This is a genomic window from Klenkia terrae (assembly GCF_037083865.1).
GTDB classification, from domain to species: Bacteria; Actinomycetota; Actinomycetes; order Mycobacteriales; family Geodermatophilaceae; genus Klenkia; species Klenkia terrae.
In genome coordinates this window covers 15028-41877 of record NZ_JBAPLV010000031.1, presented here as the reverse complement: position 1 = coordinate 41877, position 26850 = coordinate 15028, and the positions used below count along the sequence as shown (strand labels likewise).

Here is a 26850-nt window from a genome sequence, read left to right as displayed (position 1 = left end):
GACACCACACCAGCCTCGTCCATCCCTCATCAAGACCTTTGAAGACACGCCCTAGTCCTGTCACACCCGGCCTCTAGCGTCGCGAGATGTGAACGACGGAAGCCAGAAGGCACCGGCGGCCCTGCGCTTGCGGCCGCCGCGGCAGCTCCGTGCAAACGCTGACGGCGCCGAACGGAGGACGACCTGGTGACCGCCGTACCACCGCCCCATGCCAGGCCACCACAACAGCGGGTATGGGTCGGCAACCCCGACGACCCTGCGAAGCCGAGAGATGCGCTCTCGCCCGCCGAGCACGCCTGCTGCGGATGCTGCTACCCGGAGCACGTCGAATGTGTAGACGCCGCGCTGGGCGCCCTGCTCGCCGCCGCGGCGCTCGTCATCTGCACGCACCGGGACACCGGCCTGCTGTGCGCAAGCTGTGGCCTGCGGGTGCTCGGGCTCGCCGACCGAGTCCGCAACTCCTCACGCTTCTGTATGGACGAGCGAACGACGTGGGAGCTGTCCCTGAGCGCCCTCATCGACCACGAGCTCCTCACCGAGGACGAGCGGAGCGTGCTGCTCCTGATCTATGACGGTCTGGACGACGTGGGGTACGACGACGGGCGGGTGGAAACCACCCTCGAACTGCTGCTCATGCTGAAGCGCCCCGACGAGACCGCCGTCCAGCGGGTGGTCGACGCGTTCTATTCACGGGCGGCCGCGGCAGCGCCTGCCGTCAACCAGCCGCTGACGCCGGTTCAACCGCGAACCAGCACCAGCTCGCCGCCCCGCAAGGCGTATCAGCGGGGCGAGTTGGCGATCGCCGAACGGGAAGGCTGGCCCAAACCGCAGCGGCACATGCTCGAACGCCGAGTGCGGGCCGCTGCGGTCGCGGCCTGGTCCGAGGCCGACTTCGTCCGTGGCGTGGTGGCCGACGGGCTGGCGGTCTTCCCCCGGCTAAGCACGGCCGACGAGTTCGGCGTCTCCGGGTACAGCGTCGCAGACCCCGCCATCCCGCCCGATCTGCGGGTGCTCTTCGGCGGTGGGTCTCTGGCCGCGGACCTGACCTTGCCGCGCCTGCGCCGGGCTTGGACCAGCGAGCCGTCGAGCACCGACGCGTGGGCGACCTGGATCACCCTGGCCGAACCCAACCTGTTGGCCGACGGGTCCCTGCAGCCGGCGGTGCCCTCCGACGGTCGGTGGAGGTGGGTCCACCCATCCCTACCGCTGCTTCCGGTCCCGAAGGTGACATTGCAGTGGCCGGCCGGCTCCCGGCCGCCGCGCGAGGTCGTCCGAGAGGTACTCGCCGCCCGCCAGGCGGGACGCTGTGCCCTGTGCTCGATCCGGTGGCACCACTGGGAACGCACATTTGGCACACCGGTACCGGATGGCTTGTTGGGCTCGCCTGATCACGTCGACCATGACCACGCGACCGGCCTGGTGCGCGGGCTGCTGTGCCGCGGCTGCAACACCGTCCGCGAACCTCGGGAAGCCCGCTACCGCGGCGACGTCTGGCGCACCTACGTCGCCGACCCTCCGGCGGCATCGCTCGGTTGGCACCACTACTCCCTCGGATAGGGGCGTGCTCACCGGGATGACACCCGGCTTGAGCGACAGGCATGGCCTGTCCTCCACCGCGGCCAGCTCGGGCGGATAACGCCGAGACCACGCCCGATCCATGGCCATCCGAGACCTACGGGAGGCGCATCCGGTTTCGGAACACCACGCCGTCTTCCCGGACCTCCGTTTGGTAGGTTGCTCAGCGCTGCCGTCATCGCCCATTGCCGGAAACCCGGTGGGACTGCGCCGGTGACGTCGCCGGACGGCCGAGATCGGGTCAGCGAGTAGCCAAGATCTGGAGCTGTTGCCGGCCGCTGCTAGTGCTCCGCCCTTCCGCGTCCACGCAAAGGCAGCCCCCCACAGTGCCGTACGCCTGGCACTCCGGCCACACGCATGGCCCCCAGCTAGGCCGTTCTCCAGCAGCGACGAGCGCCACCGCGTACACCGCCGCGTCCGCGGCCAGGCCAGGATCGGCACGACGATCAGCGGCGGTCACCACGACCGGCAGTCCGCCGGGCATCGGTGGGCGCACGTGCACCCACCCTCCGAGGGTGCCTGCATAGCAGACCTGGCTGCGGCTGCCCCGGCGCCGAACCCGATCGATCTCCCCCCGGAACCCACGCCAGCCGAAACAGAAGCGAGCGCTTGAGCCACGGTGGGAACCGTCGGCACCGACGGCCGAGAACGGTCGCTCCCCGGCGGGGGCGACCCAGGCCCCGACGGCTCCTTCCAAAGAAGCGGATCGGTGCGCGGTCGCCAGGGCAACGAGTAGGGCATACACCGACTCAAGGCCCACTTGGCGCCAGCCGGGGACGAAGGGGGCATAGGCGGCCGGGTCCACCGCGCCGAAGACCCACACGACGGCGCCGTCGATGATCTCGTCGGACCCGAGCCACGTTCGGGACCGGCGGTAGGCATGATTGGACGAGACGTAGAGCCGAATGCGGCCGGTGGGATCGGGCTCCCACTGCCAGTGCACCCCTTGGGGCAGGTCCTTCGGCCGGGTGGCGCCCGGGAATGCGGTCTTCGCCAAGAGGATGTTCGCGCCGGCGCAGCTGCGTGACTTGGCGTCGAAAACAGCGTCGATTTTCCAGCGGCCGCGGGAAACCGGATGCCCGATAAGCAGGTCCGGCTTGAAGCCGGCTCCGGGCACCCGCGCCTCCAGGGCGGCCAGCCGCGCGGTCGACCAGCCCGCGGCCTCCCGTACGGCCAGCTTCACCAGCAGCTGCCGCCGCGGTTCAGGAGGCAGGTCGTCGAAGCAGTCAGCGAGCATGGCGAACCGCGTCTCCTCCCGACTGCCGGCCATCAGCGCCGCGACGGCGGCGATGCGCGCCAGCACGTCGGGAGCGTTCACCTGCGCCAGCGTCCACTCCGAGGACTCCTCAACCGGGATGACCCCACGCGCGGGGCTCACCGGTCGCCCCCGATGAGCGGTTCGCCGCCGGTTAGCGCAACCGCGATGGCCAGACCTTCCGGAAACGCCTCGGACGACCTTGGATCGGCGCGCCACCCGCCCGGCGCGGATGCCGGGTGCACCGGGTGCCTAGCCACCGGGTTGGAGTCCGGCATGCGAGGCGTCGGAGGTAGGGCGTTTGTCATCGGCGGAACTCTCCTTCGGCAACTGCGGCGGCCGGACGATGGCGGGTTTGGTCCGAACGGCTGGGCCGAGCATCGGCGGGCGCCCCGCCGGCGCCGGGCCCGGAGTTCGGTCATGACGTCACACGACCTCGGGAGCGACCACCTCCCGGACCACGGCGGCCACCGCCTCCTCCATGACATAGCCGCCGGCGCCCTCCTTGTACGGGAGCTCGTAGCCGCGGTTCCAGAAGCGCCGCGCCAGGCCGCTGCTGACGTTTCCGAACTTGGCGCCGGTCCCGAGCAGCGCTCGATTCGCGTCGTAGTCCAGGGGCTGTGGCGACCGCTCGGCGATGCCGAGCAGCATGGTGCGCTCCCCCGGGTTCAACGGCCGCCCGATCTCGCCGTCGGCGAGCTGCCGCAGCAACTGCCGGAGCTCATCGGGGGCCAGCTCCTTGCGCTCGGCCCAGCCTCCCTCCCCGGCCCCCTGCGCCGCCCCCGCGGCCACGTCGACCGTCCCGTTGGCGGCGAACACCGCGTCGATGAACGCGTGCGCCCGTTCCCGGTCGCCCTCACTGGTGCCGTCGATGACCAACTGCGCCGTCATGGTGAGCACTTCTTCTCCTAGCTGCCGAGTCCCGTGCAGTGCCACGAGCAACATATAGCAAGTCTGCTTGGACACAGAGCTAAACTGCTCTCGGCCGATGCCAGCCAGGTGGCCAGTTCCCGCTACCGTCGTAGCTGCGTGTCGAGCAGCGGGACAGGCTCACGCGAACTGCCCACGGGCTCCGACTCCGCTGCCGAGTGCCGCGAGCATCTGCATGCCCCGACCGCCTGGGAGGACCGCCTCGGCGACGCGGTCGCCGTACTCGCCCGCGCGGCCTCCCCGAGCAGACGTGGGCGGTGACAGTGCTCCTGGGCGCACCGCGCCGCTCGACGACGCTCGCACCTGGGTCCGCGCGCTATGGCGCGTCGCGCCGCGACCGCGTACAGCGCCCGTGTTGACGCGCCCGGCCCGCTGCCCGGATGGTTGGCACACCCAGACGAGCAGCCATGGCCGACCCCGAGGCCACCCCCGCGTGGGGTGACCCCGAGGGGCCGTGCGGGCGGTCAGAGCAGGCCGTGGCCGAGCTTCGTCCAGTGGCCGAACATCGCCAGCACGATGTCGCCCATCTCGCGACCACCGTCCAGCACCGGGATGGCGACGTACGCCTGCGGCTGCCCCACCCGCCGCGGCACCGCGTGCGGGTGGGGCGCCACGATCGGCCAGTCCTTCACCCGCCGGGTGAAGTGCACCTCCTCGCGCTTCTCCTGCGCGTACAGCAGGGAGACCTCCCGCCCCCACTCCGGCGGCGTGAAGATCCGTCGCCACCCATCCGGGTGCAGCTCGCCGATGTGGTAGCCGTACTCCTGCGCCCGGTCGTACCAGCGTCATCAAGGTGCCAGATGTCACCCTCTGGGGTGTCCGCTCGGTGCACCAGTCGCTGTTCGCCGGCCCGTGCGACGGATAGTGCTTCAAGCACATCCCCGCTCGTAATCTCGGCCGCCGGCCAAGCGGACCGCACCGCCGATACGAGGCCGCCGGTCGGCTGGGTACTCCGCGCGAGCACCTCGACGATCGTGGACAGAAGCAGGTCGAGGCGAGTCGCGTGTCTCGTCCCGTTCAGCAGAGCATGGGCAGCCGCAGCATCTTCGAGTACGTCCTGAACTGCTGGACCCTGCGACAGCCCCTCAAGGGTCTGCTGCACGAGATCCCCCGCATTCTCAAGCCGAGATCCGATACTGCTTTCGACACACCACCGGCCGGTATCGAGCAGCAATACCGGGCCGGTGGGTGTGGAGCAGTTAGCTGGTACGTCCCACTGACCAGACCCAGGACATTTCTGTCCAACCTTGGGCCATTCGTGACCGGCTCAGCACGGACATCTCCTGGCCGTTCACAGTCGCCCCGGCCGCGCAGAAGCGGTCGGCACTTCTGGCCGAGCCCGCCGGAACGTTTCGCGAAAGACCGCGAGCCATCCCGGCGAGCTTGCCCCATGCAGGCGCGGGCGCCAAACCATCAGGTTTTCGACCGAAACCTGATGGTCGCATCAGTCGAAACCTGATGGTTCACACTGATCAGCTGCAGCCGCTGGTGGAGCCGCAGCCCTCGCAGACGTAGCAGCTGCCGGCCGGGCGCATCTTCGTGCCGCAGGTCATGCACAGCGGCGCGTCCGTGGCGGTCCCGGTGACCAGCTCCAGCAGCTCGGCCGAGGAGTGGGCCTCCTTGATCGAGGTGGGCTTGGCAGCCGGTGCCTCGACCTTGGCGACCTCGGTCGGCGCGGAGCCGCGCAGCGCCTCCAGGTCGACCTCCTCCTCGACGGTCGACGTCGAGGCCGAGCCGTAGGACCCCGTGACCTGCGAGGCGCGCTCCTCGGCGGTGAAGATGCCGAGGTTGGCCCGCTTCTCGATGGACAGGTGGTCCAGCGCCAGGCGCCGGAAGATGTAGTCCATCACCGACTGGGCGATCCGGATGTCCGGGTCGTCGGTCAGGCCGGCGGGCTCGAATCGCATGTTGGTGAACTTGGAGATGTAGGTCTCCAGCGGCACGCCGTGCTGCAGCGCCAGCGAGATACCGATCGAGAAGGCGTCCATCACGCCGGCCAGGGTCGAGCCCTGCTTGCCGAGCTTGAGGAAGACCTCGCCCAGGCTGCCGTCCTCGTACATGCCGGCGGTCATGTAGCCCTCGGCCCCGGCGACGGAGAACGACGTCGTGACGCTGGTGCGCTTCTTGGGCAGGCGCTTGCGGACCGGGTGGGCCATGGTCGCCGCGACCGGTGCGGCTACCTCGGCCACCTCGGCCTTGGTGCCGTCGTTCTTGCCCTTGCCACCGGACAGCGGCTGGCCGACCTTGCAGTTGTCCCGGTAGATGGCGAGGGCCTTGATGCCCATCTTCCAGCCCTGGAAGTAGATGTTCTCGACGTCCTCGATGGTCGCCGACTCCGGCATGTTGACCGTCTTGGAGATGGCGCCGGAGATGAACGGCTGGACCGCGGCCATCATCCGGACGTGGCCCATCGGGGAGATGGCCCGCTCGCCCATCGCGCAGTCGAAGACCTCGTAGTGCTCGGGGCGCAGGGTGGGGGCGTCCACGACGTGGCCGTGCTCGGCGATGTACTCGACGATCGCCTCGACCTGCTCCTCCTGGTAGCCCATGCTCGCCAGCGCGCGGGGCACCGTCTGGTTGACGATCTGCATGGAGCCGCCGCCGACCAGCTTCTTGAACTTGACCAGCGAGAAGTCCGGCTCGATGCCGGTCGTGTCGCAGTCCATCATGAAGCCGATGGTGCCGGTGGGGGCCAGCACGGAGGCCTGGGCGTTGCGCCAGCCGTTCTGGCCACCGATGGTCAGGCACTCCTGCCACTGCGCGGTGGCGGCCTTGAGCACGTCGGCGTCGTCGGCGCCGACCGGGCGGATCGCGTCGTTGGCGGCGGCGTGCTTGCGCATCACCCGGGAGTGCGCCGAGGCGTTGCGGGCGAAGCCGTCGTAGGCACCGACGACCCCGGCCAGCTCGGCCGAGCGGCGGTAGGCAGCACCGGTCATCAGCGAGGTGATGGCCGCGGCCAGGCTCTGGCCCCCGCGGGAGTCGTAGGCGTGGCCGGTGGCCATCAGCAGGGCGCCGAGGTTGGCGTACCCGATGCCCAGCTGGCGGTAGGCGCGGGTGGTGTCGCCGATCGGCGCCGTCGGGAAGTCGGCGAAGCAGATCGAGATGTCCATCGCGGTGATGATCAGCTCGACGGAGCGGGTGAACCGTTCCGAGTCGAACCGGCCGTCGGGCTGCAGGAACTTCATGAGGTTCAGCGACGCCAGGTTGCACGAGCTGTTGTCCAGGCTCATGTACTCCGAGCAGGGGTTGGACGCGTTGATCCGCCCGGTCTCGGGGTTGGTGTGCCAGTCGTTGATCGTGTCGTCGTACTGGATGCCCGGGTCAGCGCACTCCCACGCGGCGGTGGTGACCTTGCGGAAGAGCTCCTTGGCGTCGACGGTCTCGATGACCGAGCCGTCGGTGCGCGAGCGCAGCCCGAAGCCGGTGCCCTCCTCGACCGCCCGCATGAACTCCTCGTTCACCCGGACCGAGTTGTTGGCGTTCTGGTACTGGACGCTGGTGATGTCGCGGCCACCGAGGTCCATGTCGTAGCCGGCGTCGCGCAGCGCACGGATCTTGTCCTCCTCGCGCGCCTTGGTCTCGACGAACTCCTCGATGTCGGGGTGGTCGATGTCCAGCACGACCATCTTCGCCGCGCGGCGGGTGGCGCCACCGGACTTGATGGTGCCGGCGGAGGCGTCGGCGCCGCGCATGAAGGAGACCGGGCCCGAGGCGGTGCCGCCGGAGGACAGCAGCTCCTTGGACGACCGGATGCGGGAGAGGTTCAGGCCGGCACCGGAGCCGCCCTTGAAGATCAGGCCCTCCTCGCGGTACCAGTTCAGGATCGAGTCCATCGTGTCGTCGACGGCGAGGATGAAGCAGGCGCTGACCTGCTGCGGCGACGCGGTGCCGACGTTGAACCAGACGGGCGAGTTGAAGCTGAAGTACTGGTGCAGCAGCATCCAGGTCAGCTCGTGCTCGAACAGCTCGGCGTCGCCCTCGGTGGCGAAGTAGCCGTGCTCGCGGCCGGCCTCGGTGTAGGTCAGCACGACCCGGTCGATCAGCTGGCGCAGGCTCGTCTCGCGCTGCGCGGTGCCCACGGCGCCGCGGAAGTACTTGGTGGTGACGATGTTGGTGGCGTTGATCGACCACTCCGACGGGAACTCGACGCCCCGCTGCTCGAAGTTGATCGACCCGTCGCGCCAGTTGGTCATGACGACGTCACGACGCTCCCAGGTCACCTCGTCGTAGGGGTGCACGCCGGCGGTGGTGAACACGCGCTGGACGGTGATGCCCTTGCGGTCGGCGGACTTCGCGCCCCGCTTGCGGCCGGACGAGATGCGGTCGGTGGTCTCGGTCAAGACTCCCCCTGGGATTCGTGTGTCTGCACCCGCGCCGGCGGGCCGGGTGCTGGTCGCGTCGCTGGACGCCGTGCTGGTGGGGCGGGTACGTGCTCGTGGGGCTGTCCCCGGCGGCGGTGCCGGGGCGCCGGTGCGGTGGGGAAGGCCGCGGACCGGTGCGGGATCAGGACTGGTGCGTGATCAGCGCGGGTGCGCGATCAGGGCTGGTGCGCGGCACCCGAGGGGCCTGGCGGCCCGGTGGTGGCGACGCTGCGCGGGATGACCGGTGGCGGCAGGTCGGCCGAGGCGATCTCGGCGACCGAGGCCGCCTTGGCGCGCATCTCCGCGATCTCCTTCTCGAAGTCGGCCGCGGAGGTGAAGGAGCGGTAGACGCTGGCGAAGCGCAGGTACGCCACCTCGTCGAGGTCGCGCAGCGGGCGCAGGATCGCCAGGCCCACCTCGTGGCTGGGCACCTCGGCGGACCCGGTGCAGCGCACCGCGTCCTCCACCTGGGCGGCCAGCACGGCGAGCTGGTCCTCGTCGACGGGCCGGCCCTGGCAGGCCCGCCGCACGCCGGCGACGACCTTGGCCCGGTTGAACGGCTCGGTCACCCCGCTGCGCTTGACGACGGCCATCACGGCCTCCTCGACCGTGGTGAAGCGCCGGCCGCAGCCCGGGCAGGACCGGCGCCGACGCGTGGTCGCGCCCTCGTCGGTCTCGCGCGAGTCCACGACCCGGCTGTCGGGGTTGTGGCAGAACGGGCAGCGCACCGGATCGTCTCCTCCCGGGTCCGGGGTGTCCCTGTGGACTCCGAGGGGGACATCCGGTGGACGACCTCGGGAGAACCTGGGGAACAACCTGTGGACGGAACGACATCTCTGTAACTACTAGATGTTGTGGTGAGACTAGCTCCGGACCCCTATGGGTGTGCAACCCCTACCGGGCGTGTCGGCTTCCCACATCTCGACGACAGCACCCGGGCCCCGTGGGCAGACCTGACGCCCCACGCGTCCCACCACGCCGTACACCGTCGGAGGACGCCGCGGACCGCCCGGCACCGGGCTCAAGACCGGCCACCGAAGACCACCGACGAGACGGCGTGTCGCCGGTCTGTGTCGCCGGTCCGTGTCGCCGGTCCGTGCCGGCCGGGGGTAGGCGTCGGCCGGAGTGCCCGTCGGCCCGGCGTGCAGGCGGCTCAGGGCAGGACGAGCACCTGACCGGGGACCAGCCCGGCCCCGGACAACCCGTTCGCCTCCTGGATCGCGTCCACGACCACCCGCGGGTCGGTGTCCGGCGCCACGGCCTCGGCGATCGACCACAGGGTGTCGCCGCTGTGCACCACCACGCTGGAGCGGCCCGCGAGCTCGAGTGCGGGGACAGCCGGGTCGCTGTCACCCAGCGCCGGGACGGCGAACGCCGCCAGGCCGAGGGCGGTGACCACGCCGAGCCCGAAGAGCACCAGTCGACCGCGCCGGGTCAGCCGCAGGGGTGCGGGCGCCGTCGTCCCGGGGGACGCCGCCGACCCGACCGGCTCCGCCGCGGACGCCGCCGGGAGCACCGGCGGCGCGGCCGGCCGCAGCGGGACCACCTCGGCGCCGGTGCGCCGCAGCGGCACCACCGGCGCGAGGGGGCCGGTGCCCTGCTCGGCCGCACGGGCCAGCGCGCGCCCGGCCGGGTGGTTCCCGCGACGGGCGACGACCCGGGTCGGCGCGGGGCGCGCCCCGGCGCCGGCGGTCGACTCCGCGGCCCGGGCGGGGTGGGCGGTCGGGAGGGTGCGGAGGGTGGTCGCGGTGCTGGCCATGGGGGCGGCTCCTGTCGGTGGCGCGGACCCTCGCGGGCCCATCCCGGTCGAACGGCTGTTCGATCGAACGTCTGTGCGGATGTCTACCCCACCGGTCCGACAAAATCGAGATGACACCGGTGGAACTTCGAACACGTGTTTGAACAATCGGCGTCGAGGCGTTACCGTCCGTATCGATCACCCCGGTCCGCGGTACGGCCACCCGGCCCCCGCGAGGACCGGCCGGACGGCACGGTCGCGGCACGCGGCCGACGAGGAGGACACGTGGCGAGCGCGGGAGACACCCCCGGCGGTACCGGCGGCAGCACCAAGCGCCCCGGCCGGACCAAGGCCCGGACCACCGCCGAGCCGGCGACCGGCGAGCGCGGCGCGTCGGTGCGCGAGTTCCCGGAGCGCGGTGAGGCCGGCGACGGGCTCACCCAGCGGCAGCGCCGCGTGCTCGAGGTCATCCGCGACTCCGTCGAGCGGCGCGGCTACCCGCCCAGCGTCCGGGAGATCGGCGAGGCCGTCGGGCTGTCGTCGGCCTCCTCGGTGGCCCACCAGCTGTCCACCCTGCAGAAGAAGGGCTGGCTGCGGCGCGACCCCAACCGGCCGCGGGCCCTGGACGTCCGGCTGCCCGGCGACCACCCGGAGGCCGAGCAGTCCGGCGCCGGGCTGGCCGCCTCGGGCGGCGCCAGCGGGGTCGACGACCCCCGGGTCCCCGTCCCCACCTACGTGCCCCTGGTCGGCCGGATCGCCGCCGGTGGACCCGTGCTGGCCGAGCAGGCCGTGGAGGACGTGTTCCCGCTCCCGCGCGAACTGGTCGGCGAGGGCACGTTGTTCATGCTCAAGGTGGCCGGTGAGTCGATGATCGACGCGGCGATCTGCGACGGCGACTGGGTCGTGGTGCGGCAGCAGGCGACCGCCGAGAACGGCGAGATCGTGGCCGCCATGATCGACGGCGAGGCGACGGTCAAGACCTACAAGCGGCGCGACGGCCACGTCTGGCTGCTGCCGCACAACCCGGCCTTCGAGCCCATCCCGGGCGACGACGCCACGGTGCTGGGCCGCGTGGTGACGGTGCTGCGCCGGGTCTGACCGCTCCGGGCGGTGCGCCCGGGAGGGCGCGCCGCCGGCGAGTGCGCGGGTGGGTCAGCGGCGGCGGAGACGTCCGACGCCGGCCACCAGCACGGCCGCGGCGACGACGGCGATCGCACCGGCGGTCCACGGCGACAGCGGGGCACCCGCCGCGGTGGCGGTGGCGCCCACGGCCTCCGCCGGGGCGGTCGACGCGGCCGGCGCCAGGGCACCGGCCGCCGGCAGCGCGGTGACCGCGGCCGGCAGGCCCTCGCCGGTCACCACCAGGCTGCGCCCGTCGGCGGCGAAGGCGATGGCCTCGCCCTGGGGCGCGGCCGGCAGCGGGACGACGACCGGGGCCGTGGCCAGCGCGGCCGGGACGTCGGAGCCGGCCAGCGCCCAGACGTAGGCGTCGGTGTAGGTGCGCAGGGCCAGCACGGCGCCGTCCGGGCTGACCGCGCCGCCGGTGACCAGCAGCTGCCCGGCGCGGCCGACCGGGCCGCCCTCGGTGCCGGTCAGGGAGAACGCCAGGTCGGCCACCTGCTCCAGCGGCACGACCGCACCGGCGTCCAGGGCCTGGGCCGGGCGGTAGACCTCGCTGCTGCCCAGCACCTCCTTGGTCACCAGGTAGGGCGTGCCGTCGGGGGCCAGCAGCAGGGCCTCGGCGTCCCGGGGGCCGTCCGGGTAGGACATCCGGTACACCGTGGCGACACCGTCGGGGGCGAGGGCGATGAGGGCCACCGTCGTCCGGCTGAGCCGGTTGTCGCCGGTGTCGGCCAGCCAGACGGTGCCGTCGGCGGCCAGCGCCATGTCCTCGGGGTCGTAGGGGTCCACCGCGGCGGTGCGCTCGCCGGTGACTGCGCAGCTGCCGTCGAGCTCGTAGACGGTCACGGCGTCGCCGCCGTCGTTCATCGCCAGCGTCGTCGAGCCGCTCACGGCCAGCCCCGAGATCTCCGGCAGGCGGGCGTCGGTGACCGCGCAGAGGTCCAGCGGGTCGCCGTAGAGGGCCACGGCCTCCTCGGCGGCGGCGGTCTCGACCCCGCTGCGCGGGACGCCGTTGGAGAGGAAGGAGCCGGGCAGGAACGGGCCGGCCACGACCGCTGCGCACAGCAGCGCACCGACGGCCGTCCGCGACCGGGCCCAGGACCTCCGGGTCCGGGCCTCAGGCAGCGGTCCGCCGTGCTCGATCATGTACGAAGCGTGACAGGACGACTGCGTCGAGTGCATGCACCACGCCCAGCAGGACCACCCCCACTGCAGCTCCCACCAGTGCATCCGTGACCCAGTGGAAGTCCAGCGCCACCATGGCCACACCCGTCACGAGCGGGCCGGCCACCGAGAGCACCCAGAACGCCCGCTGCACCCGGTCGGGCAACCCGAAGTCGACCGCCTGCCACCGCGCGACGCCCCACATGAGGACGGCGTTGGCCACGTGCCCCGACGGGTAGGACGCGCCGTCCCGGTGGAAGAAGGACCCCGGGTAGGCCGGCGCCGTCCGGCCGGTGCCGTACTTGAACGCGTAGACGACCGCGGTGAGCAGGGCGAGGGCGACCAGCACCCGGACCAGCGGGACGACCGAGCGCCGGCGCCAGGCGATCCAGCCGACGAGGCCGGCCAGGACCAGCAGGATCGTCACCCGGCCGCCGGCCTGGGTGAACACCCACACCGGCCAGTAGGCCACCGAGTCCCGCAGCCCCCAGTCGCTGACCACCTCGGAGACCCGCAGGTCCATCCGCTCGAGGACCCCGCGGGCCAACAGGTTGACCGTGACCAGCACGGTGACCACGACGCCCACCGCCACCGCCCACCAGGCGGGGCGACCGGTCCCGATGACCGCGGGACCGCGCCGGGCGGGCGCGGCAGCGCTCGGGGAGGTCACACCGGCACGGTACCGCCCGGCTGTGACCTCCCCGTGACCCTCGGCGTCAGCTCCGGGGAGCGCCGAACTCGCCGAGCGCGGCGGCCAGGGCACCGTCGACCCGGGCGTGCAGCCGGGTGCCCTCGCCGGAGAACTCCTCGCTGAGCACCTCGCCGTCGGCGTGCACCCGGGACACCAGGTCGCCGCGGTCGAAGGGCACCAGGACGTCGACGTCGACGTCGGGACGCGGCAGCCGCCCGGCGATGACCGCCCGCAGCTCCTCGATGCCCTCGCCGGTGGCCGCCGAGACCCACTGCGCACCCGGCAGCGCCTGGCGCAGCGCCAGGACGTCGTCGGGGGCCATGGCGTCGACCTTGTTGACCACGATCAGCTCCGGCACCGCGGAGGCGTCGATCTCGCCGAGCACCACGTGCACCGCGTCGATCTGGCCCAGCGGGTCGGGGTCGGAACCGTCGACGACGTGCACCAGCAGGTCGGCGGCGGCCACCTCCTCCAGCGTGGAGCGGAAGGCGTCGACCAGCTGGTGCGGCAGGTGCCGCACGAACCCGACGGTGTCGGTGAGCGTGTAGTCCTGGCCGTCGGGCGTCTCGGCCCGGCGGACCGTGGGGTCCAGCGTGGCGAACAGCGAGTCCTGCACCAGCACGCCGGCGTCGGTGAGCCGGTTGAGCAGGCTGGACTTGCCGGCGTTGGTGTACCCGGCGATGGCCACCGAGGGCACCTTGTTGCGGTCCCGGCTGGAGCGCTGGGTCGCCCGGGCGGTCGCCATGCCGGCGATCTCCCGGCGCAGCTTGCTGACCCGGGCCCGGATCCGTCGCCGGTCGGTCTCGATCTTGGTCTCACCGGGGCCACGGGTACCGATGCCGCCACCGCCGGCGACGCGACCACCGGCCTGCCGGGACAGCGACTCACCCCACCCGCGCAGCCGCGGCAGCATGTACTGCATCTGGGCCAGCTCGACCTGGGCCTTGCCCTCCCGGGACGAGGCGTGCTGGGCGAAGATGTCCAGGATCAGCGCGGTCCGGTCGACCACCTTGACCTTGAGGATCTTCTCCAGCTGGTTGAGCTGACCGGGGGCGAGCTCGCCGTCGCAGATGACGGTGTCGGCACCGGTCGCGGCGACGATCTCGCGGATCTCGGCCGCCTTGCCCGAGCCCACGTACGTGCCGGCGTCGGGCTTGTCCCGCCGCTGGATCACCGCCTCCAGGACCTCGGAGCCCGCGGTCTCGGCGAGGGCGGCCAGCTCGGCCAGCGAGCGGTCCGCGTCGGCCGCGGTGCCCTCGGTCCACACACCCACCAGGACCACCCGCTCCAGGCGGAGCTGCCGGTACTCGACCTCGGTGACGTCGGTGAGCTCGGTGGACAGGCCGGCCACCCGGCGCAGCGCCCCGCGCTCCTCCTTGACGTAGGAGCCGGTGGTGTCGTCGGGCTCCTCCCACTGCCCCCGCGGTGCGAGGCGTGCGTCGGTCGGGGCGGGCGGCACGGCTGCCTTGTCGGCGCGTGCGGCGGCGTCCTCGAGTACGGCCCGGTTCTGTGCTGTCGTCATCGTCTCCCAGCGTGACACGCTCCCCGCGCGGGGAGCACCTGATTACCGATCTGCACAACACCGGCGGGTGGTGCGGCCTTCCCGCCCGGGTCAGTCCTCGGGGTGCATCCCGAGGTAGACCGACCACCGCTGGCCGCCCTCGTCGGGCGCCCGGGTGGCCCAGCGGTCGAGCAGCCCGTACAGCTCGTCGGTGAACTCCTGCTCGTGCGCGGGGTCCAGCCGCAGGCCCAGCCGGGAGCTGCGCAGGCGGGACTCCCCCACCGCGGCCACCTCGCCGAGGAACGCCGCCAGGATCGGGTCCCGGGCCGGTGCGGGCTGGTCGGAGAGGTCCAGCTGCCAGGACCGCCCGGTCGCCCGGTAGGGCACCTCGCGCGCCCCGCGGGCACCGCGCCGGGCCGGCTCGGCGACCAGGAACCCGGTGTCGACCAGGGTGCGCACGTGGTGCAGCACGCTGGCCGGGTTGCGCTCGAGCCGGATGGCGATCTCCCGGTTGGTCAGCGGCCGGTCCAGGCACAGCCGGAGGATCCGCAGCCGCACCCCGGACGCCAGCGCCTTGGCCTCGGCGTCGGTGGCCGGACGGCGCTCCCCCCACCCGCTGCGCGACACGCCGACATCCTACGCAGCGATTGACTTCTCCCAATCACTGGCCCGAGGCTGTCGGCATGAGCTCCCTGTGGCGGCACCACGACTTCCGGCAGCTCTGGGCGTCGGAGACCGTCAGCCAGATCGGCACCCAGGTCACGATGGTCGCCCTGCCGGTGCTGGCGGTGACCCTGCTGCAGGCCACCCCGCTGCAGATGGGTGTGCTGACGGCGCTGGAGACCGCGGCGTTCCTGCTCATCGCGCTGCCGGCCGGTGCCTGGGTGGACCGCTGGCGCCGCCGTCGGGTGCTGGTCAGCGCCGACCTGGTCCGCGGCGCCGCGCTGGCGACCATCCCGGTGGCCTACCTGGCCGACGCACTCACCCTCGGCCAGCTCTACCTGGTGGCCGCCGTGGTCGGCACGGCCACCGTCTTCTTCGACGTGGGCTACCAGAGCTACCTGCCGGTGCTGGTGGAGCGCAGCCAGATCGTCGACGGCAACGGCAAGCTGGAGGCCAGCCGCGCGGTGGCCCAGGTGGTCGGGCCCGGGCTGACCGGCGTCCTGCTGCGGGTGCTCGCCGCCCCCGTGCTGATCCTGGTGAACGCTGCGACCTTCCTGGTCTCGGCGGTGTTCCTGGCCCGCATCCGGACGCCGGACGTCGTCCCGGAGCGGGCCGCCCGCCGGCCGCTGCGCACCGAGATCGCCGAGGGCCTGTCCTTCGTCGTCGGCCACCCCTTGCTGCGGCGGATGGTCACCTGCACGGCGCTGGCCAACCTGGGCGGGTCGATGACCGGCGCGCTGCTGGTGCTCTTCGCCCTGCGCGAGCTGGGCCTGTCCGAGGCCACCGTCGGGTTCGTCTTCTCCGCCGGTGCCGTCGGCGGGCTGGTCGGTGCGGTCGCCGCGGCGCGGGTCGCCCGGGTCGTCGGGGAGGGCCGGACCATCCCGGTCGCCGCCGTCGCCTTCGCCGTCGCGGGCGCAGGACTGCCGCTGGCCGCGCTCGGGGCGCCGTCCCTGGTGCTGGTCGTCTCCTGGTTCGCCGCCAGCTTCGCGGTGATCGTCTACAACGTCACGCAGGTGAGCTTCCGGCAGCGGCTGTGCCCGCCGCGGTTGCTGGGCCGGATGAACGCCTCGGTGCGGTTCCTGGTGTTCGGGACGCTGCCGGTGGGCGGCCTGCTCGGCGGGGTCCTGGGGACGGCGATCGGGGTGCTGCCGACGCTGTGGGTCGCCGTCGCCGTCCAGGCGCTCGCCGCGGTGCCCGTGCTGGCCAGCCCCCTGATCAGGATGCGCGACCTGCCCGATGAGCTCGACGCGACGGCGCCCGAACCGGTCGAGGTCAGCCCAGCCACTCCCGGGTCAGCGTCCCCGAGCTGACCACGACGGCGGGCCCGGACAGGACGGTGGTGCCCGGGGTGACCTCGACGGACAACCGGCCGCCCGGGACGTCGACGGTCACCGTGCCGGCGCTGCGGCCCCCGGCGTCCAGCGCCGCCCACGCCGCGGCGCAGGCACCGGTGCCGCACGAGCGGGTCTCCCCCACCCCGCGCTCGGAGACCCGCAGCCGGACGTGCGCCGTGGTGCCGGACGGGCCCTCCTCCGCCGACAGCACGTTGACCAGCTCCACGTTGACCCCGTCGGGGAACAGCGCCGGGTCGACGGCCGGCGCGTGCGCCAGGTCCAGGGACTCCAGGGCGACGTCGGTCAGGCAGACCAGGTGCGGGTTGCCCATCGAGACGCCGGTGCCGGGGTAGGTCACGCCGGACAGCACGGCCTCGCCGCGACCCAGCGGGCGGGCCGGCCCCATGTCCACCCAGTAGCCGTCGGCGCCCTGACCCACCCGGCGCGGACCGCCGCGGGTGCCGACCAGCACGCCGGCGCGGGCCTGCTCGGCGTCCAGCAGTCCCTCGGCGACCAGGACGTGCAGGTAGAGCCGGATGCCGTTGCCGCACATCTCGGCGTGGGAGCCGTCGGCGTTGCGGTGGTCCATGAACCAGGTGCACTCGTCGAGGGCGTCGCCGAGGACGGCGGCGGCGTCGGGCACGTGCGCGCTGGAGACCACCCGGAGCACGCCGTCGGCGCCCAGGCCCTCCTGCCGGTCGCACAGCCGGCGGACCAGCGCGGCGTCCAGCCGGTCCTCGGGCCAGACGGTGCCGTCGGGGTCGGGCAGCACCACGAAGTCGTTCTGGGTGCCGTGGCCCTTGAGGACCCGGGGCCCGCTCGCGTCGATCACGCCCCGATCGTAGAGAGCGCGCGGTCGACGACGTCGGCGCCGCCGGCGTCCAGCCAGGCCACCGACGCGTCGCGGCGGAACCAGGAGCGCTGCCGGCGGACGAACCGGCGGGTGGTGCGCACCGTCTCCGCCCGGGCGTCGTCGGCGGACAGGTCGCCGTCGAGCTGTCGGAGCACCTGGGCGTACCCCAGGGCGCGGGAGGCCGTGGGGCCCTCGCGCAGCCCGTCGGCCGCCAGCCCGACCACCTCGTCGACGAACCCGTCGGCCCACATCCGGTCCACCCGGGCGGCGACCCGCTCGTCGAGCTCGGCGGGGTCGCGGTCCAGGCCGACGACCACGGCCGGGTAGTGCGGCCGCGGATCGGGCATCGAGGCGGCGAACGGGCGGCCGGTCAGCTCCACCACCTCCAGGGCGCGCACCACCCGCCGGCCGTTGCTGGGCAGGATCGCCGCCGCGGCGGCCGGGTCCACCGCGGCCAGCCGCCCGTGCAGCACCGCCGGGCCGACCTCCGCCAGCTCGCCCTCCAGACGGGCCCGCAGCTCCGGGTCGGTGCCGGGGAACTCCAGGGTGTCCAGCACGGCCCGCACGTACAGCCCCGAACCGCCCACAAGCAGCGGGACGACGCCCGCGGACCGGAGCCGGTCCACCTCGGCCCGCGCCCGCGTCCGGTAGTCCACGACGCTGGCCGGCTCGCGCACGTGCCACAGGTCCATGAGGTGGTGGGCCACGCCGTCGCGCTCGTCGGCGGTCGGCTTGGCGGTGCCGATGTCCATGCCGCGGTAGAGCTGCATGGAGTCGGCGTTGACCACCTCGCCGCCCAGCCGGTGCGCCAGGGCCACCGCCACGGCGGTCTTGCCGGTCGCGGTCGGGCCCACCACCGCCACCACGGGCGGTGCGCTCACGGCTGCAACCACCCCGGGACGCCGTCCGGGACGTCGGCGAGCAACCAGTCGGCGACCAGGTAGCCGACGCCGAACGGGGCATCGTCCAGCAGCAGGCGGGCGGTGACCGCCCGGCCGACCAGCGCCGCGCCCACCGCCGTCCAGGTGTCCGTGCCGGCGGCCAGCAACCGGTGGCCCTCGGCCACGTCGAGCGCGGCCAGGGCGGCCGGGTCGCCGGCCCGGAGCGCCTCGGCGACCCCGGCGTCGAAGCCGGCCGCGGCCGGGTCGAGGGCGCCGGGGGCCTTGGCGGTGCGCCGCGCCGACCCGTCCCCCATGGCCAGGACCCCGACCGGCCCGGGCAGGTCGGTCAGGGCCTCCGCCAGGTCGCCGGGGGCGATCCCGAGCCGGAGGTCGTCGTGCCCGGCCTGGTCGAGCAGCCAGGCGCCGACGGTGTGCGCCAGCGGGAGCCGGCGGCCGCCCAGGCGGGCGCGGCCGGCGAAGGGCTGCCGGCCGCTGCCGCCCCACGGCTGCAGGTCACCGGCGTCCCCGGGGCCGTAGCGGACACCGGGCGGACCGTCGCCCACCACCAGCACGACGTCGGGCCGCAGGCCCAGCACGGTCTGCAGCGCCTCCCCGCAGGCGATCCGCACGCGGTCGGTCTCGGGCGCCGCGAGGCCCTCCAGCTCGGGGACCAGCAGAGGCGGGTGGGGGCAGAACGCGACGGCGACGGCGACCGGGGGCGGATCGGGGCTCACGGGGCGAGTGTCGCCGATGACCGCGTGGAAGACTCTGCTGCGTGTCGAGCACGGAGAACACCGCAGACGTGACCCCGCAGCCGGAGGAGGTCGTGGCCGACCCCGGCCCGGCCGCCGGGTCGGACGCCGTCACCCCCGAGGCCGGTACCCCGGCCGCCGCCGAACCCGCGGACGCCGAGCTGGTCGACCCCACCGAGGACGCCGCCCCGGCGGCCGCGGACGCGGGGACGACGGAGCCGACCGCGGACACCGAGCAGGCGCCCGCCGACGACCCCGCCGGGGCCGCCGACGCCCCGGTCGAGGCCGTGCCGGACGGGGAGGGCGAGGTCGTCCCGGACACCGCCGAGGTGATGGCCGCCGCCGACGTGCCGGCCGCCGGCGACGCCCTGGACGTCTCGGAGACCGTCGAGACCACCGACGCGGTCGGCGCCAGCGACACCGACGGCACCGAGAGCGCCACCACGGAGGTGCCGACGGAGTCCGCGGTCACCGAGGCCGCCGACGCCACCCCGCCGACCACCGACGACGCCGGCACCCCGGCAGCCGCCGAGACCGCCGCCGAAACCACAGCCGAGACCACCCAGGTCACCCCGCACGCCCCCGCCGTGCCGACCGCTCCCCCGGCCGCCCCCGCCTCGGACCCCAGCCTCTGGGGCCGGGTCGACGACGAGGGCACCGTCTACGTCCGCACCACCGACGGCGGCGAGCGGGCCGTCGGGTCCTGGCAGGCCGGCGAGCCCGCCGAGGGCCTGGCCCACTACGGCCGCCGCTACGACGACCTCGCCACCGAGGTCGGCCTGCTGGAGGCCCGGCTGCGGGCCAACACCGGCAACCCGGCCGAGATCCGCGCGAAGGCGCAGGCGCTGGCCGAGCAGGTGCCCACCGCCGACGTCGTGGGTGACCTGCCGGCGCTGGCCTCCCGGCTGGGGACGATCCTCGAGGCCTCCGAGGCCGCGGCCGCCGTGGCGCGGGCGGAGAAGGCCAAGGCCCGGGTCGAGCAGATCGCCCGCAAGGAGGCCCTCGCGGCCGAGGCCGAGACCATCGCCGCGGACTCCACGCAGTGGAAGGCCGCCGGCGACCGGCTCAAGGCGATCGTCGAGGAGTGGAAGACGATCAAGGGCATCGACCGGAAGACCGACGAGGCGCTGTGGACCCGGTTCGCCGCGGCCCGCGACGCGTTCGGCCGCCGGCGGGGTTCGCACTTCGCCGCCCTCGACGTGCAGCGCTCGGAGTCCCGGGCGGCCAAGAGCGAGCTGATCGCCGAGGCCGAGAAGCTCGCCACCTCCACCGAGTGGGGCCCGACGTCGGCGGCCATGCGCGGGCTGATGGACCGGTGGAAGGCCGTGCCCCGGGTGGGCCGGGACACCGACGACGACCTGTGGAAGAAGTTCCGCGCCGCGCAGGACGTCTTCTTCGCCGCCCGCACGGAGTCGGACAAGGCCCGCAACTCCGAGCAGAAGGGCAACCAGGAGAAGAAGGAGGCCCTGCTCGCCGAGGCCGAGAAGATCGACCCGACCCGGGACCTGCGCGGTGCGCAGAACGCGCTGCGCAAGATCCAGGAGCGCTACGACGCGATCGGCCACGTGCCGCGCGAGGTCATGCGCAGCCTGGAGGACCGGATGCAGGCCGTCGAGGAGAAGGTCCGCGGCGCCGCGGACTCCGGGCGCCCGCGGGCCGTCGCGGAGAACCCGATGCTCACCTCGCTGCGCCAGGCGGCCGAGAAGGCCGCCGACCAGCTGACCAAGGCCAAGGCCGCCGGTGACGCCAAGCGGATCAGCGAGGCCGAGGCCAACCTGGCCAGCCGGCAGGAGTTCCTGGCCGCGGCCGAGAAGGCCGACTCCTCCCGCCGCTGAGTCAGGCGGCACGCAGGTCCTCCGGGTCGGTCAGCACGGCCCGGAGGACCTGCGGCTCGGTGTTCGCCACCACGGCCTGCAGCACCAGCTCGGCCATGGACGTCGGCTCGCAGACCAGCGACCGCTCCAGCGCCGCGACCGCCAGCACCCCGGCCCCGCGCAGCCAGGCCGACAGGCCCAGCAGCAGGGCGGGGACGGCGGCCAGCTCGTCGGGCAGCCGCGCGTTGAGGTCGGCCCACAGCGCCTCCGCGGCGGCCAGCAGGTCGTCGTCGTCCCCGGCGGTGAGCGCCAGCGCCCGGTCGCGGACCGGTACCAGCGTCAGCGCGACGCCCACCCGGGCGAGCTCGTCGTCGCCGAGCTGTGCCCGGCTGCCCGGGGCGCAGGCGGCCACCGCGCGCCGGACCGCGTCCCAGCCCTCGTCGACGAGTGCCTCGAGCGACGCCCCGCGGGCGATCCGCACGTCCAGGGCGGAGTCGGCCCGGCGGCACACGTGCGCGAGCTCCGCCGAGGTGGGCCGGGTCGGCCAGGCGCGGGCGACCACGGCGTCCCGGTCGGGGTCGATCACCTCGCCCCGCAGCGCGGCGATGCCCGTGAGCCGGGAGGTGTCCGGGTCCAGCGGGGTGCCGGGCCCGGCGCCGGTGGCCGGGACGACGTCGGGGTAGCTCCACCACCGGCCGTCGCGGACCAGGACGGCGTCCACCGTCTGCGCGCCCAGCGTCGAGAGCTCCTCGATCACCGCGTGCACCAGCGACCGCCGCGGCAGGTCGGGCACCGTGGGCCGGTCGAGTACGTCGGTGCGCGGCGGGGTGCCCCGCCACGGATCGGGCCGGACGAGCACCACCTGGTCGTCGGGGTCCTCGGACACGACGAAGACCAGTGCGCCCCAGGGCCGCAGCGCCTCCGCCCGGGCGACGACCTGGCGGGCGACCTCGGCGTCGTGCTCGGCGGGCAGCAGGTCCAGCCGCAGCGTCAGGCTCATCCGGCGGTCCGGGCGGTCACCCCCGCCCAGGAAGAGCAGCACCAGCGACTCCACCGGCGGGAACCCCAGCAGCTCGGGCAACGCCGCGGCGAACTCCGCCGGCCCGGCGCGCAGCACCGACTCCGGTTCGCGGCGGCGCGGCCGGGCAGGGGGACGGCGGGGGCGGCGGGAGTTCGACATGCCCCGCAGCCTCTGCGGCGCGGGACGGGCCCGACAGGGCCGCGCCGGATCTGTGGACAACCACCCCCGCGGTGGACGACGGCTCAGCCGCAGGCGGGGGCCGGTGGTAGGGCGACGGGCACCCCGACGGTGGGCATGCCGAGCCCGATGCCGCGGGTGCTCGGTCGCACGCCGGCCTCCCCGGCGTCGCCCGCCCGGGTGCGGCGGTGGGACAGCAGCGGGCCGTCGGCGATGAGGAAGTGCGGCTTGGCGGCGGTCACGACGGTCTCCACGACGTCCCCGGGCCGGACGCCGTCCGCGCTGGTGAAGTGCACCAACCGGCCGTCGCGGGCCCGGCCGGACAGCCGGCCGCGGTCGGCGTCCTTGCTGCCCTCGCCCGAGGCGACCAGCAGCTCGACCGTGCGCCCGACGACCGCGAGGTTCTCCGACCAGCTGATCTCCTCCTGCAGGGCGGTCAGCCGCAGGTACCGCTCCTGCACGACCTCCTTGGGCAGCTGGACGTCCATCTCGGCGGCCGGCGTCCCGGGGCGCTTGGAGTACTGGAAGGTGAACGCGCTGGCGAACCGGGCCGCGGCGACGACGTCCAGGGTCTGCTGGAAGTCCGCCTCGGTCTCGCCCGGGAAGCCCACGATGATGTCGGTGGTGATCGCGGCGTGCGGCATCGCGGCGCGGACCCGGTCGATGATGCCGAGGTAGCGGTCCTGCCGGTATCCCCGCCGCATCCGGCGCAGCACGTCGTCGGACCCGGACTGCAGCGGCATGTGCAGCTGCGGGCAGACGGCGGGGGTCTCCGCCATTGCCTCGATCACGTCGTCGGTGAACTCCCGCGGGTGCGGGCTGGTGAACCGGACGCGCTCCAGGCCCTCGACCCGGCCGGCCGAGCGCAGCAGGTCGGCGAACGCCCCCCGCTCGCGGAACTCTACGCCGTAGGCGTTGACGTTCTGGCCCAGCAGGGTCACCTCGAGCACGCCCTGGTCGACCAGCGCCTGGACCTCGGCGAGCACGTCGCCGGGGCGCCGGTCGCGCTCCTTGCCGCGCAGGGCCGGGACGATGCAGAACGTGCAGGTGTTGTTGCAGCCGACGCTGATGGAGACCCAGCCGGCGTAGGCGCTGTCCCGCTTGGCCGGCAGGGAGCTCGGGAAGACCTCGAGGGCCTCCTTGATCTCGACCTGGGCCTCGTCGTTGTGCCGGGCGCGCTCCAGCAGCGCGGGCAGCGAGCCCACGTTGTGGGTGCCGAAGACGACGTCGACCCAGGGGGCGCGGGTGACGATCGAGGCGCGGTCCTTCTGGGCCAGGCAGCCGCCGACGGCGATCTGCATGCCCGGGTGGCCGTCCTTGACCGGTCGCAGGTGCCCGAGGTTGCCGTACAGCTTGTTGTCCGCGTTCTCCCGCACGGCGCAGGTGTTGAGGACGACGACGTCGGCCTCGGCGCCCTCGGGGGCCGCGGTGTACCCGGCGTCCTCCAGCAGACCCGACAGCCGTTCGGAGTCGTGGACGTTCATCTGGCACCCGTAGGTGCGGACCCGGTACGTGCGGTTCTGAGTGCTCGTCATGACGACAGCGAGGGTACGGCGCGGGCCTGACCGGACCGGGCCGGACCGATCGTGACCGAACCGATGTGTTCACCGGGAACTCGTGGCTGGTTGCCAGGTTCGTTACAGGTTCGTGATGGCCCGGGTTCGTCAGCGGTATCCGGCCCGCCCTAGTGTCCCCTGACGTGACCAGCGCTCCGACCGGAGAACCCCTCGTCCGCCTGACCGGTGTCAACAAGTGGTTCGGCGATCTGCACGTCCTGCAGGACGTCGACCTGACCATCGACCGCGGCGAGGTCGTCGTGGTCATCGGCCCCTCGGGCTCGGGCAAGTCCACGCTGTGCCGCACCATCAACCGGCTCGAGTCGATCGAGCGGGGCGAGATCACCATCGACGGCACGCCGCTGCCGGCCGAGGGCAAGGAACTGGCCGCGCTCCGCAGCGACGTGGGCATGGTGTTCCAGAGCTTCAACCTCTTCGCCCACAAGACGATCCTCGAGAACGTCATGCTGGGGCCGGTCAAGGTCCGCGGGAAGTCCAAGGCCGAGGCCGAGAAGCGGGCCCGCGAGCTGCTGGACCGGGTCGGCGTGGGCCACCAGGCCGACAAGGTGCCCGCCCAGCTGTCCGGTGGTCAGCAGCAGCGCGTGGCCATCGCCCGCGCCCTGGCCATGGACCCCAAGGTCATGCTCTTCGACGAGCCCACCTCCGCGCTGGACCCCGAGATGATCAACGAGGTCCTCGAGGTCATGGTCGGCCTGGCGAAGGACGGCATGACCATGGTCGTGGTCACCCACGAGATGGGCTTCGCCCGCCGGGCGGCCAACCGGGTCGTGTTCATGGACGGCGGCCGGATCGTCGAGTCCAGCGACCCCGAGACGTTCTTCACCTCCCCGACCAGCGACCGGGCCAAGGACTTCCTCTCCAAGATCCTGAACCACTGACCGACCGCTCCCCCACGAGAAGAGGACCCATGCGTCTCACCCGCTACGCCGCTGCGGCCGCCGCCTTCGGCGTCGTCCTGGCCGGCTGCTCCAGCGAGGCCGGCCAGCAGGCCGAGGAGCAGGCCGACAACACCGTCGCCGTCGAGACCGACGTCGAGTTCGAGGCCGGCACGACCATGGCCGAGCTGGCCGAGGCCGGCACGATGACCGTCGGCGTCAAGTTCGACCAGCCCGGGTTCGGCCTGCTCAACCCCAGCGGCGAGCCCGAGGGCTTCGACGTGCAGATCGCCACGATCATCGCGGCGAACCTGGGCATCGCGCCGGAGGACATCGAGTTCGTCGAGTCCGTCTCGGCCAACCGCGAGCCGTTCATCCAGAACGGCACCGTCGACATCGTGGTCGCCACGTACACGATCAACGACGCCCGCAAGCAGCTCGTGGACTTCGCCGGGCCGTACTACGAGGCCGGCCAGGACATCATGGTCGCCGCCGGGAACCCCGAGGGCATCGCGGGCCCCGACGACCTGGCGGGCAAGAACGTCTGCTCGGTCGAGGGCTCCACCCCGGCCCAGAACATCCGGGACAACTACCCCGAGGCCACGCTGACGCTCTTCGACGTCTACTCCAAGTGCGCCGACGCCCTGAACAACGGGCAGGTGGACGCGGTCACCACCGACAACGTCATCCTGACCGGCCTGGTGGCCGGCAACCCCGAGGGCTTCGAGCTGGTCGGCAACCCGTTCACCGAGGAGCCCTACGGCATCGGGCTGTCGCTGGGCGACACCGAGTTCCGCAACTTCATCAACGACACCCTCGAGGCCTCCTTCGAGGACGGCTCCTGGGCCGAGGCCTGGGACGCCACCGCCGGTGCCATCACCGGTGAGGACGCCCCCGAGCCGCCCTCGATCGACCGCTACTGATCCCCACGACCGTTCCCGGCCCGTCCTGACCAGGGCGGGCCGGGAACCGTCGTGCCCGCTCGCTGAGCCATCCCGAGAGGAGGCACCGTGCAGTTCTTCCTGGACAACATCGACCTCTTCCGGGACGCATTCCTCAACACCCTGGGTCTGACGCTCTACGCCGGGGTGCTCGCCCTGGTCCTGGGCACCGTGCTGGCCGGCATGCGGGTCAGCCCGATCGCCCCGCTGCGCGGTCTGGCGACGACCTACGTCGAGATCTTCCGCAACACCCCGCTCACCGTCGTCTTCTTCTTCGTGATCTTCGGCCTGCCGCAGATCGACACGGTGCTGCCGTTCTTCACCGGCGCGGTGATTGCGGTGGGCACCTACACCGCGGCCTTCGTCGCCGAGGCGATCCGCTCGGGCATCAACTCCGTCGCCCCCGGGCAGGCCGAGGCCGCCCGCGCGCTCGGGCTCACGTTCAGCCAGACCCTGACGACCGTGGTGCTGCCCCAGGCGTTCCGCACCGTGGTGCCGCCGCTGGGCAGCGTGCTCATCGCCATGGCCAAGAACACCTCCATCGCGGCTGGCTTCTCGATCAGCGAGGTCAGCTCGTTGCTGGCCCGCCTGACCAACGCCGACCCCAACGACCTGCTGTTCATCCTGCTGGGCGTGGTGCTGGCCTACATGATCATCACGGTGCCGGCGGCCATCGCCCTCAACCGCATCGAGCGCCGGGTGGCGATCCTCCGATGAGCTCCCTCGTCCTCTTCGACGTCCCCGGCCCCAAGGCCAAGCGCCGGCAGCTGATCGGCACCGTCATCGGTGGTGCGCTGGTGCTGGCGCTGCTGGGGGTCATCCTCTGGCGCCTGAACGGCAACGGGCAGCTGGACCCGTCCCGCTGGGCCATCCTCTTCGACCCGGCCGCCGGCGTGCCGCAGGCCTTCGGCTCCGCGCTCCTGCTGACCCTGCGGATCGCCGCGGTGGCCATGGTGACCTCGACCGTGCTGGGTCTGCTGCTGGCCGTGGGCCGGCTCTCCGAGCACCGGTGGGTGCGCATCCCGGTGACCACGGTCATCGAGTTCTTCCGGGCCATCCCGCTGCTGGTCGTCATCTTCGCGCTGTACTTCGTGCTGCCCGGTTTCGGCGTCTCGCTGTCGGCGTTCGTGGCCCTCGTCGGCGGGCTGACGCTCTACAACATGGCCGTGCTGGCCGAGATCTTCCGCGCCGGCATCCTGTCGGTGGACAAGGGCCAGCGCGAGGCTGCGCTCGCGCTGGGCATGCGCAAGACCCAGGTGATGACCCTGGTGCTGCTCCCCCAGGCGATCCGCCGGATGCTGCCGGTCCTCATCGCCCAGCTCGTGGTGCTGCTCAAGGACACGTCCCTGGGTTTCATCATCGGGGTGTTCGAGCTGCTGCGTCAGGCGCGCAGCCTGGTCGAGTTCTTCAACTCGCGGTTCGGCGACATCTACACGTTCCAGCTCTACGTGGGCGCCGCGGTGATCTACATCGTCATCAACATCGCGCTGTCGCAGGTGGCGAAGGTCGTGGAGAAGCGCACCCGCTCGTCGGCAAAGGCCGCCGGCGCGGCGCCGCCCGCCCTGGCGACGTCGACCATCGACACCGGTCGCGCGCCGGGGGTCTGAACCACCCAACTCGCACCC

General features: G+C 73.0%; 23 protein-coding genes. 8 read left to right on the top strand and 15 right to left on the bottom strand.

Going from position 1 to position 26850, the window contains the following annotated elements; all coding sequences use genetic code 11:
* Nucleotides 1-186: 186 nt before the first annotated feature.
* Nucleotides 187-1557, top strand: a complete 1371-nt coding sequence (locus UXQ13_RS20775) for an endonuclease domain-containing protein (RefSeq protein WP_336392906.1) — start codon at nucleotides 187-189, stop codon at nucleotides 1555-1557.
* 259 nt (nucleotides 1558-1816) lie between these two features.
* On the opposite strand, the gene UXQ13_RS20770 is transcribed toward UXQ13_RS20775, so the two are convergent.
* The 6 genes from UXQ13_RS20770 to UXQ13_RS20745 all read right to left on the bottom strand — a co-directional run bounded on the left by UXQ13_RS20770 (nucleotide 1817) and on the right by UXQ13_RS20745 (nucleotide 9880).
* Nucleotides 1817-2893, bottom strand: a complete 1077-nt coding sequence (locus UXQ13_RS20770; protein WP_336392905.1) for a hypothetical protein — start codon at nucleotides 2891-2893, stop codon at nucleotides 1817-1819.
* Between the two features lie 363 nt (nucleotides 2894-3256).
* Entirely contained in the window at nucleotides 3257-3721 is a 465-nt protein-coding gene (locus UXQ13_RS20765; protein ID WP_336392904.1) for a hypothetical protein, read from the bottom strand.
* Nucleotides 3722-4224: 503 nt separating this feature from the next.
* Nucleotides 4225-4410 (bottom strand): hypothetical protein, encoded by a 186-nt coding sequence (locus tag UXQ13_RS20760; RefSeq protein ID WP_336392903.1) that lies wholly within the window; start codon nucleotides 4408-4410, stop codon nucleotides 4225-4227.
* Between the two features lie 822 nt (nucleotides 4411-5232).
* A complete protein-coding gene (locus UXQ13_RS20755; protein WP_336392902.1) occupies nucleotides 5233-8100 on the bottom strand; it encodes a vitamin B12-dependent ribonucleotide reductase in 2868 nt (955 codons plus the stop codon).
* Nucleotides 8101-8297: 197 nt separating this feature from the next.
* The gene (gene nrdR, locus UXQ13_RS20750) at nucleotides 8298-8849 is read right to left on the bottom strand and encodes a transcriptional regulator NrdR (RefSeq protein WP_336392901.1); all 552 of its coding nucleotides are present in this window, start codon (nucleotides 8847-8849) and stop codon (nucleotides 8298-8300) included.
* Nucleotides 8850-9274: 425 nt separating this feature from the next.
* A complete protein-coding gene (locus tag UXQ13_RS20745; protein ID WP_336392900.1) occupies nucleotides 9275-9880 on the bottom strand; it encodes a LysM peptidoglycan-binding domain-containing protein in 606 nt (201 codons plus the stop codon).
* A 264-nt stretch (nucleotides 9881-10144) separates the two neighbouring features.
* On the opposite strand from UXQ13_RS20745, the gene lexA reads away from it, so the two are divergent.
* Nucleotides 10145-10957: a transcriptional repressor LexA gene (gene lexA / locus UXQ13_RS20740; RefSeq protein WP_380093197.1), complete on the top strand. Its 813-nt coding sequence runs from the start codon at nucleotides 10145-10147 to the stop codon at nucleotides 10955-10957.
* 54 nt (nucleotides 10958-11011) lie between these two features.
* Here lexA and UXQ13_RS20735 read toward each other — a convergent pair whose 3' ends face one another.
* The 4 genes from UXQ13_RS20735 to UXQ13_RS20720 form a co-directional block, all read right to left on the bottom strand.
* Complete coding sequence (locus UXQ13_RS20735) at nucleotides 11012-12127, bottom strand: NHL repeat-containing protein (protein ID WP_336392899.1); 1116 nt, start codon at nucleotides 12125-12127, stop codon at nucleotides 11012-11014.
* Entirely contained in the window at nucleotides 12099-12815 is a 717-nt protein-coding gene (locus tag UXQ13_RS20730) for a phosphatase PAP2 family protein (RefSeq protein ID WP_225235040.1), read from the bottom strand. Before UXQ13_RS20730 ends, UXQ13_RS20735 begins: the two co-directional genes overlap by 29 nt.
* A gap of 46 nt (nucleotides 12816-12861) precedes the next feature.
* A complete protein-coding gene (gene hflX, locus UXQ13_RS20725; RefSeq protein WP_336392898.1) occupies nucleotides 12862-14358 on the bottom strand; it encodes a GTPase HflX in 1497 nt (498 codons plus the stop codon).
* A gap of 90 nt (nucleotides 14359-14448) precedes the next feature.
* Nucleotides 14449-14964, bottom strand: coding sequence for an ArsR/SmtB family transcription factor (locus UXQ13_RS20720; RefSeq protein ID WP_336392897.1), 516 nt, complete (start codon nucleotides 14962-14964; stop codon nucleotides 14449-14451).
* A 56-nt stretch (nucleotides 14965-15020) separates the two neighbouring features.
* Between UXQ13_RS20720 and UXQ13_RS20715 the strand changes: the two genes are divergently transcribed.
* Nucleotides 15021-16310, top strand: coding sequence for an MFS transporter (locus UXQ13_RS20715; RefSeq protein ID WP_336392896.1), 1290 nt, complete (start codon nucleotides 15021-15023; stop codon nucleotides 16308-16310).
* Here UXQ13_RS20715 and dapF read toward each other — a convergent pair.
* Genes dapF through UXQ13_RS20700 form a run of 3 tightly spaced genes read right to left on the bottom strand, consistent with a single transcriptional unit; the run spans nucleotide 16273 to nucleotide 18802 of the window.
* Complete coding sequence (gene dapF / locus UXQ13_RS20710) at nucleotides 16273-17166, bottom strand: diaminopimelate epimerase (protein WP_336392895.1); 894 nt, start codon at nucleotides 17164-17166, stop codon at nucleotides 16273-16275. The two genes, UXQ13_RS20715 and dapF, sit on opposite strands and share 38 nt — an antisense overlap.
* The gene (gene miaA, locus UXQ13_RS20705) at nucleotides 17163-18068 is read right to left on the bottom strand and encodes a tRNA (adenosine(37)-N6)-dimethylallyltransferase MiaA (protein WP_336392894.1); all 906 of its coding nucleotides are present in this window, start codon (nucleotides 18066-18068) and stop codon (nucleotides 17163-17165) included. Before miaA ends, dapF begins: the two co-directional genes overlap by 4 nt.
* On the bottom strand, nucleotides 18065-18802 hold the full coding sequence (locus UXQ13_RS20700) for a class III extradiol dioxygenase subunit B-like domain-containing protein (protein WP_336392893.1): 738 nt from the start codon (nucleotides 18800-18802) through the stop codon (nucleotides 18065-18067). The genes miaA and UXQ13_RS20700 overlap by 4 nt, the downstream gene beginning before the upstream one ends.
* A 68-nt stretch (nucleotides 18803-18870) precedes the next feature.
* Here UXQ13_RS20700 and UXQ13_RS20695 point away from each other — a divergent pair, with 68 nt between their 5' ends.
* On the top strand, nucleotides 18871-20655 hold the full coding sequence (locus tag UXQ13_RS20695; RefSeq protein WP_336392892.1) for a DUF349 domain-containing protein: 1785 nt from the start codon (nucleotides 18871-18873) through the stop codon (nucleotides 20653-20655).
* A gap of 1 nt (nucleotide 20656) precedes the next feature.
* Here the strand turns inward: UXQ13_RS20695 and UXQ13_RS20690 are convergent, their stop codons facing one another.
* Both UXQ13_RS20690 and miaB read right to left on the bottom strand, forming a co-directional pair.
* On the bottom strand, nucleotides 20657-21814 hold the full coding sequence (locus UXQ13_RS20690; protein ID WP_336392891.1) for a DUF4192 domain-containing protein: 1158 nt from the start codon (nucleotides 21812-21814) through the stop codon (nucleotides 20657-20659).
* An 83-nt stretch (nucleotides 21815-21897) separates the two neighbouring features.
* Complete coding sequence (gene miaB / locus UXQ13_RS20685; RefSeq protein WP_336392890.1) at nucleotides 21898-23367, bottom strand: tRNA (N6-isopentenyl adenosine(37)-C2)-methylthiotransferase MiaB; 1470 nt, start codon at nucleotides 23365-23367, stop codon at nucleotides 21898-21900.
* Nucleotides 23368-23531: 164 nt separating this feature from the next.
* On the opposite strand from miaB, the gene UXQ13_RS20680 reads away from it, so the two are divergent.
* From UXQ13_RS20680 to UXQ13_RS20665, 4 genes are all read left to right on the top strand, one after another.
* Nucleotides 23532-24287, top strand: coding sequence for an amino acid ABC transporter ATP-binding protein (locus UXQ13_RS20680; RefSeq protein ID WP_225235032.1), 756 nt, complete (start codon nucleotides 23532-23534; stop codon nucleotides 24285-24287).
* 29 nt (nucleotides 24288-24316) lie between these two features.
* The gene (locus UXQ13_RS20675) at nucleotides 24317-25207 is read left to right on the top strand and encodes a glutamate ABC transporter substrate-binding protein (protein WP_336392889.1); all 891 of its coding nucleotides are present in this window, start codon (nucleotides 24317-24319) and stop codon (nucleotides 25205-25207) included.
* Between the two features lie 87 nt (nucleotides 25208-25294).
* On the top strand, nucleotides 25295-25942 hold the full coding sequence (locus tag UXQ13_RS20670) for an amino acid ABC transporter permease (protein WP_336392888.1): 648 nt from the start codon (nucleotides 25295-25297) through the stop codon (nucleotides 25940-25942).
* Nucleotides 25939-26832 carry an amino acid ABC transporter permease gene (locus tag UXQ13_RS20665; protein WP_336392887.1) on the top strand — a complete coding sequence of 298 codons (894 nt, stop codon included), beginning with the start codon at nucleotides 25939-25941 and terminating at the stop codon, nucleotides 26830-26832. The genes UXQ13_RS20670 and UXQ13_RS20665 overlap by 4 nt, the downstream gene beginning before the upstream one ends.
* Nucleotides 26833-26850 lie beyond the last annotated feature (18 nt).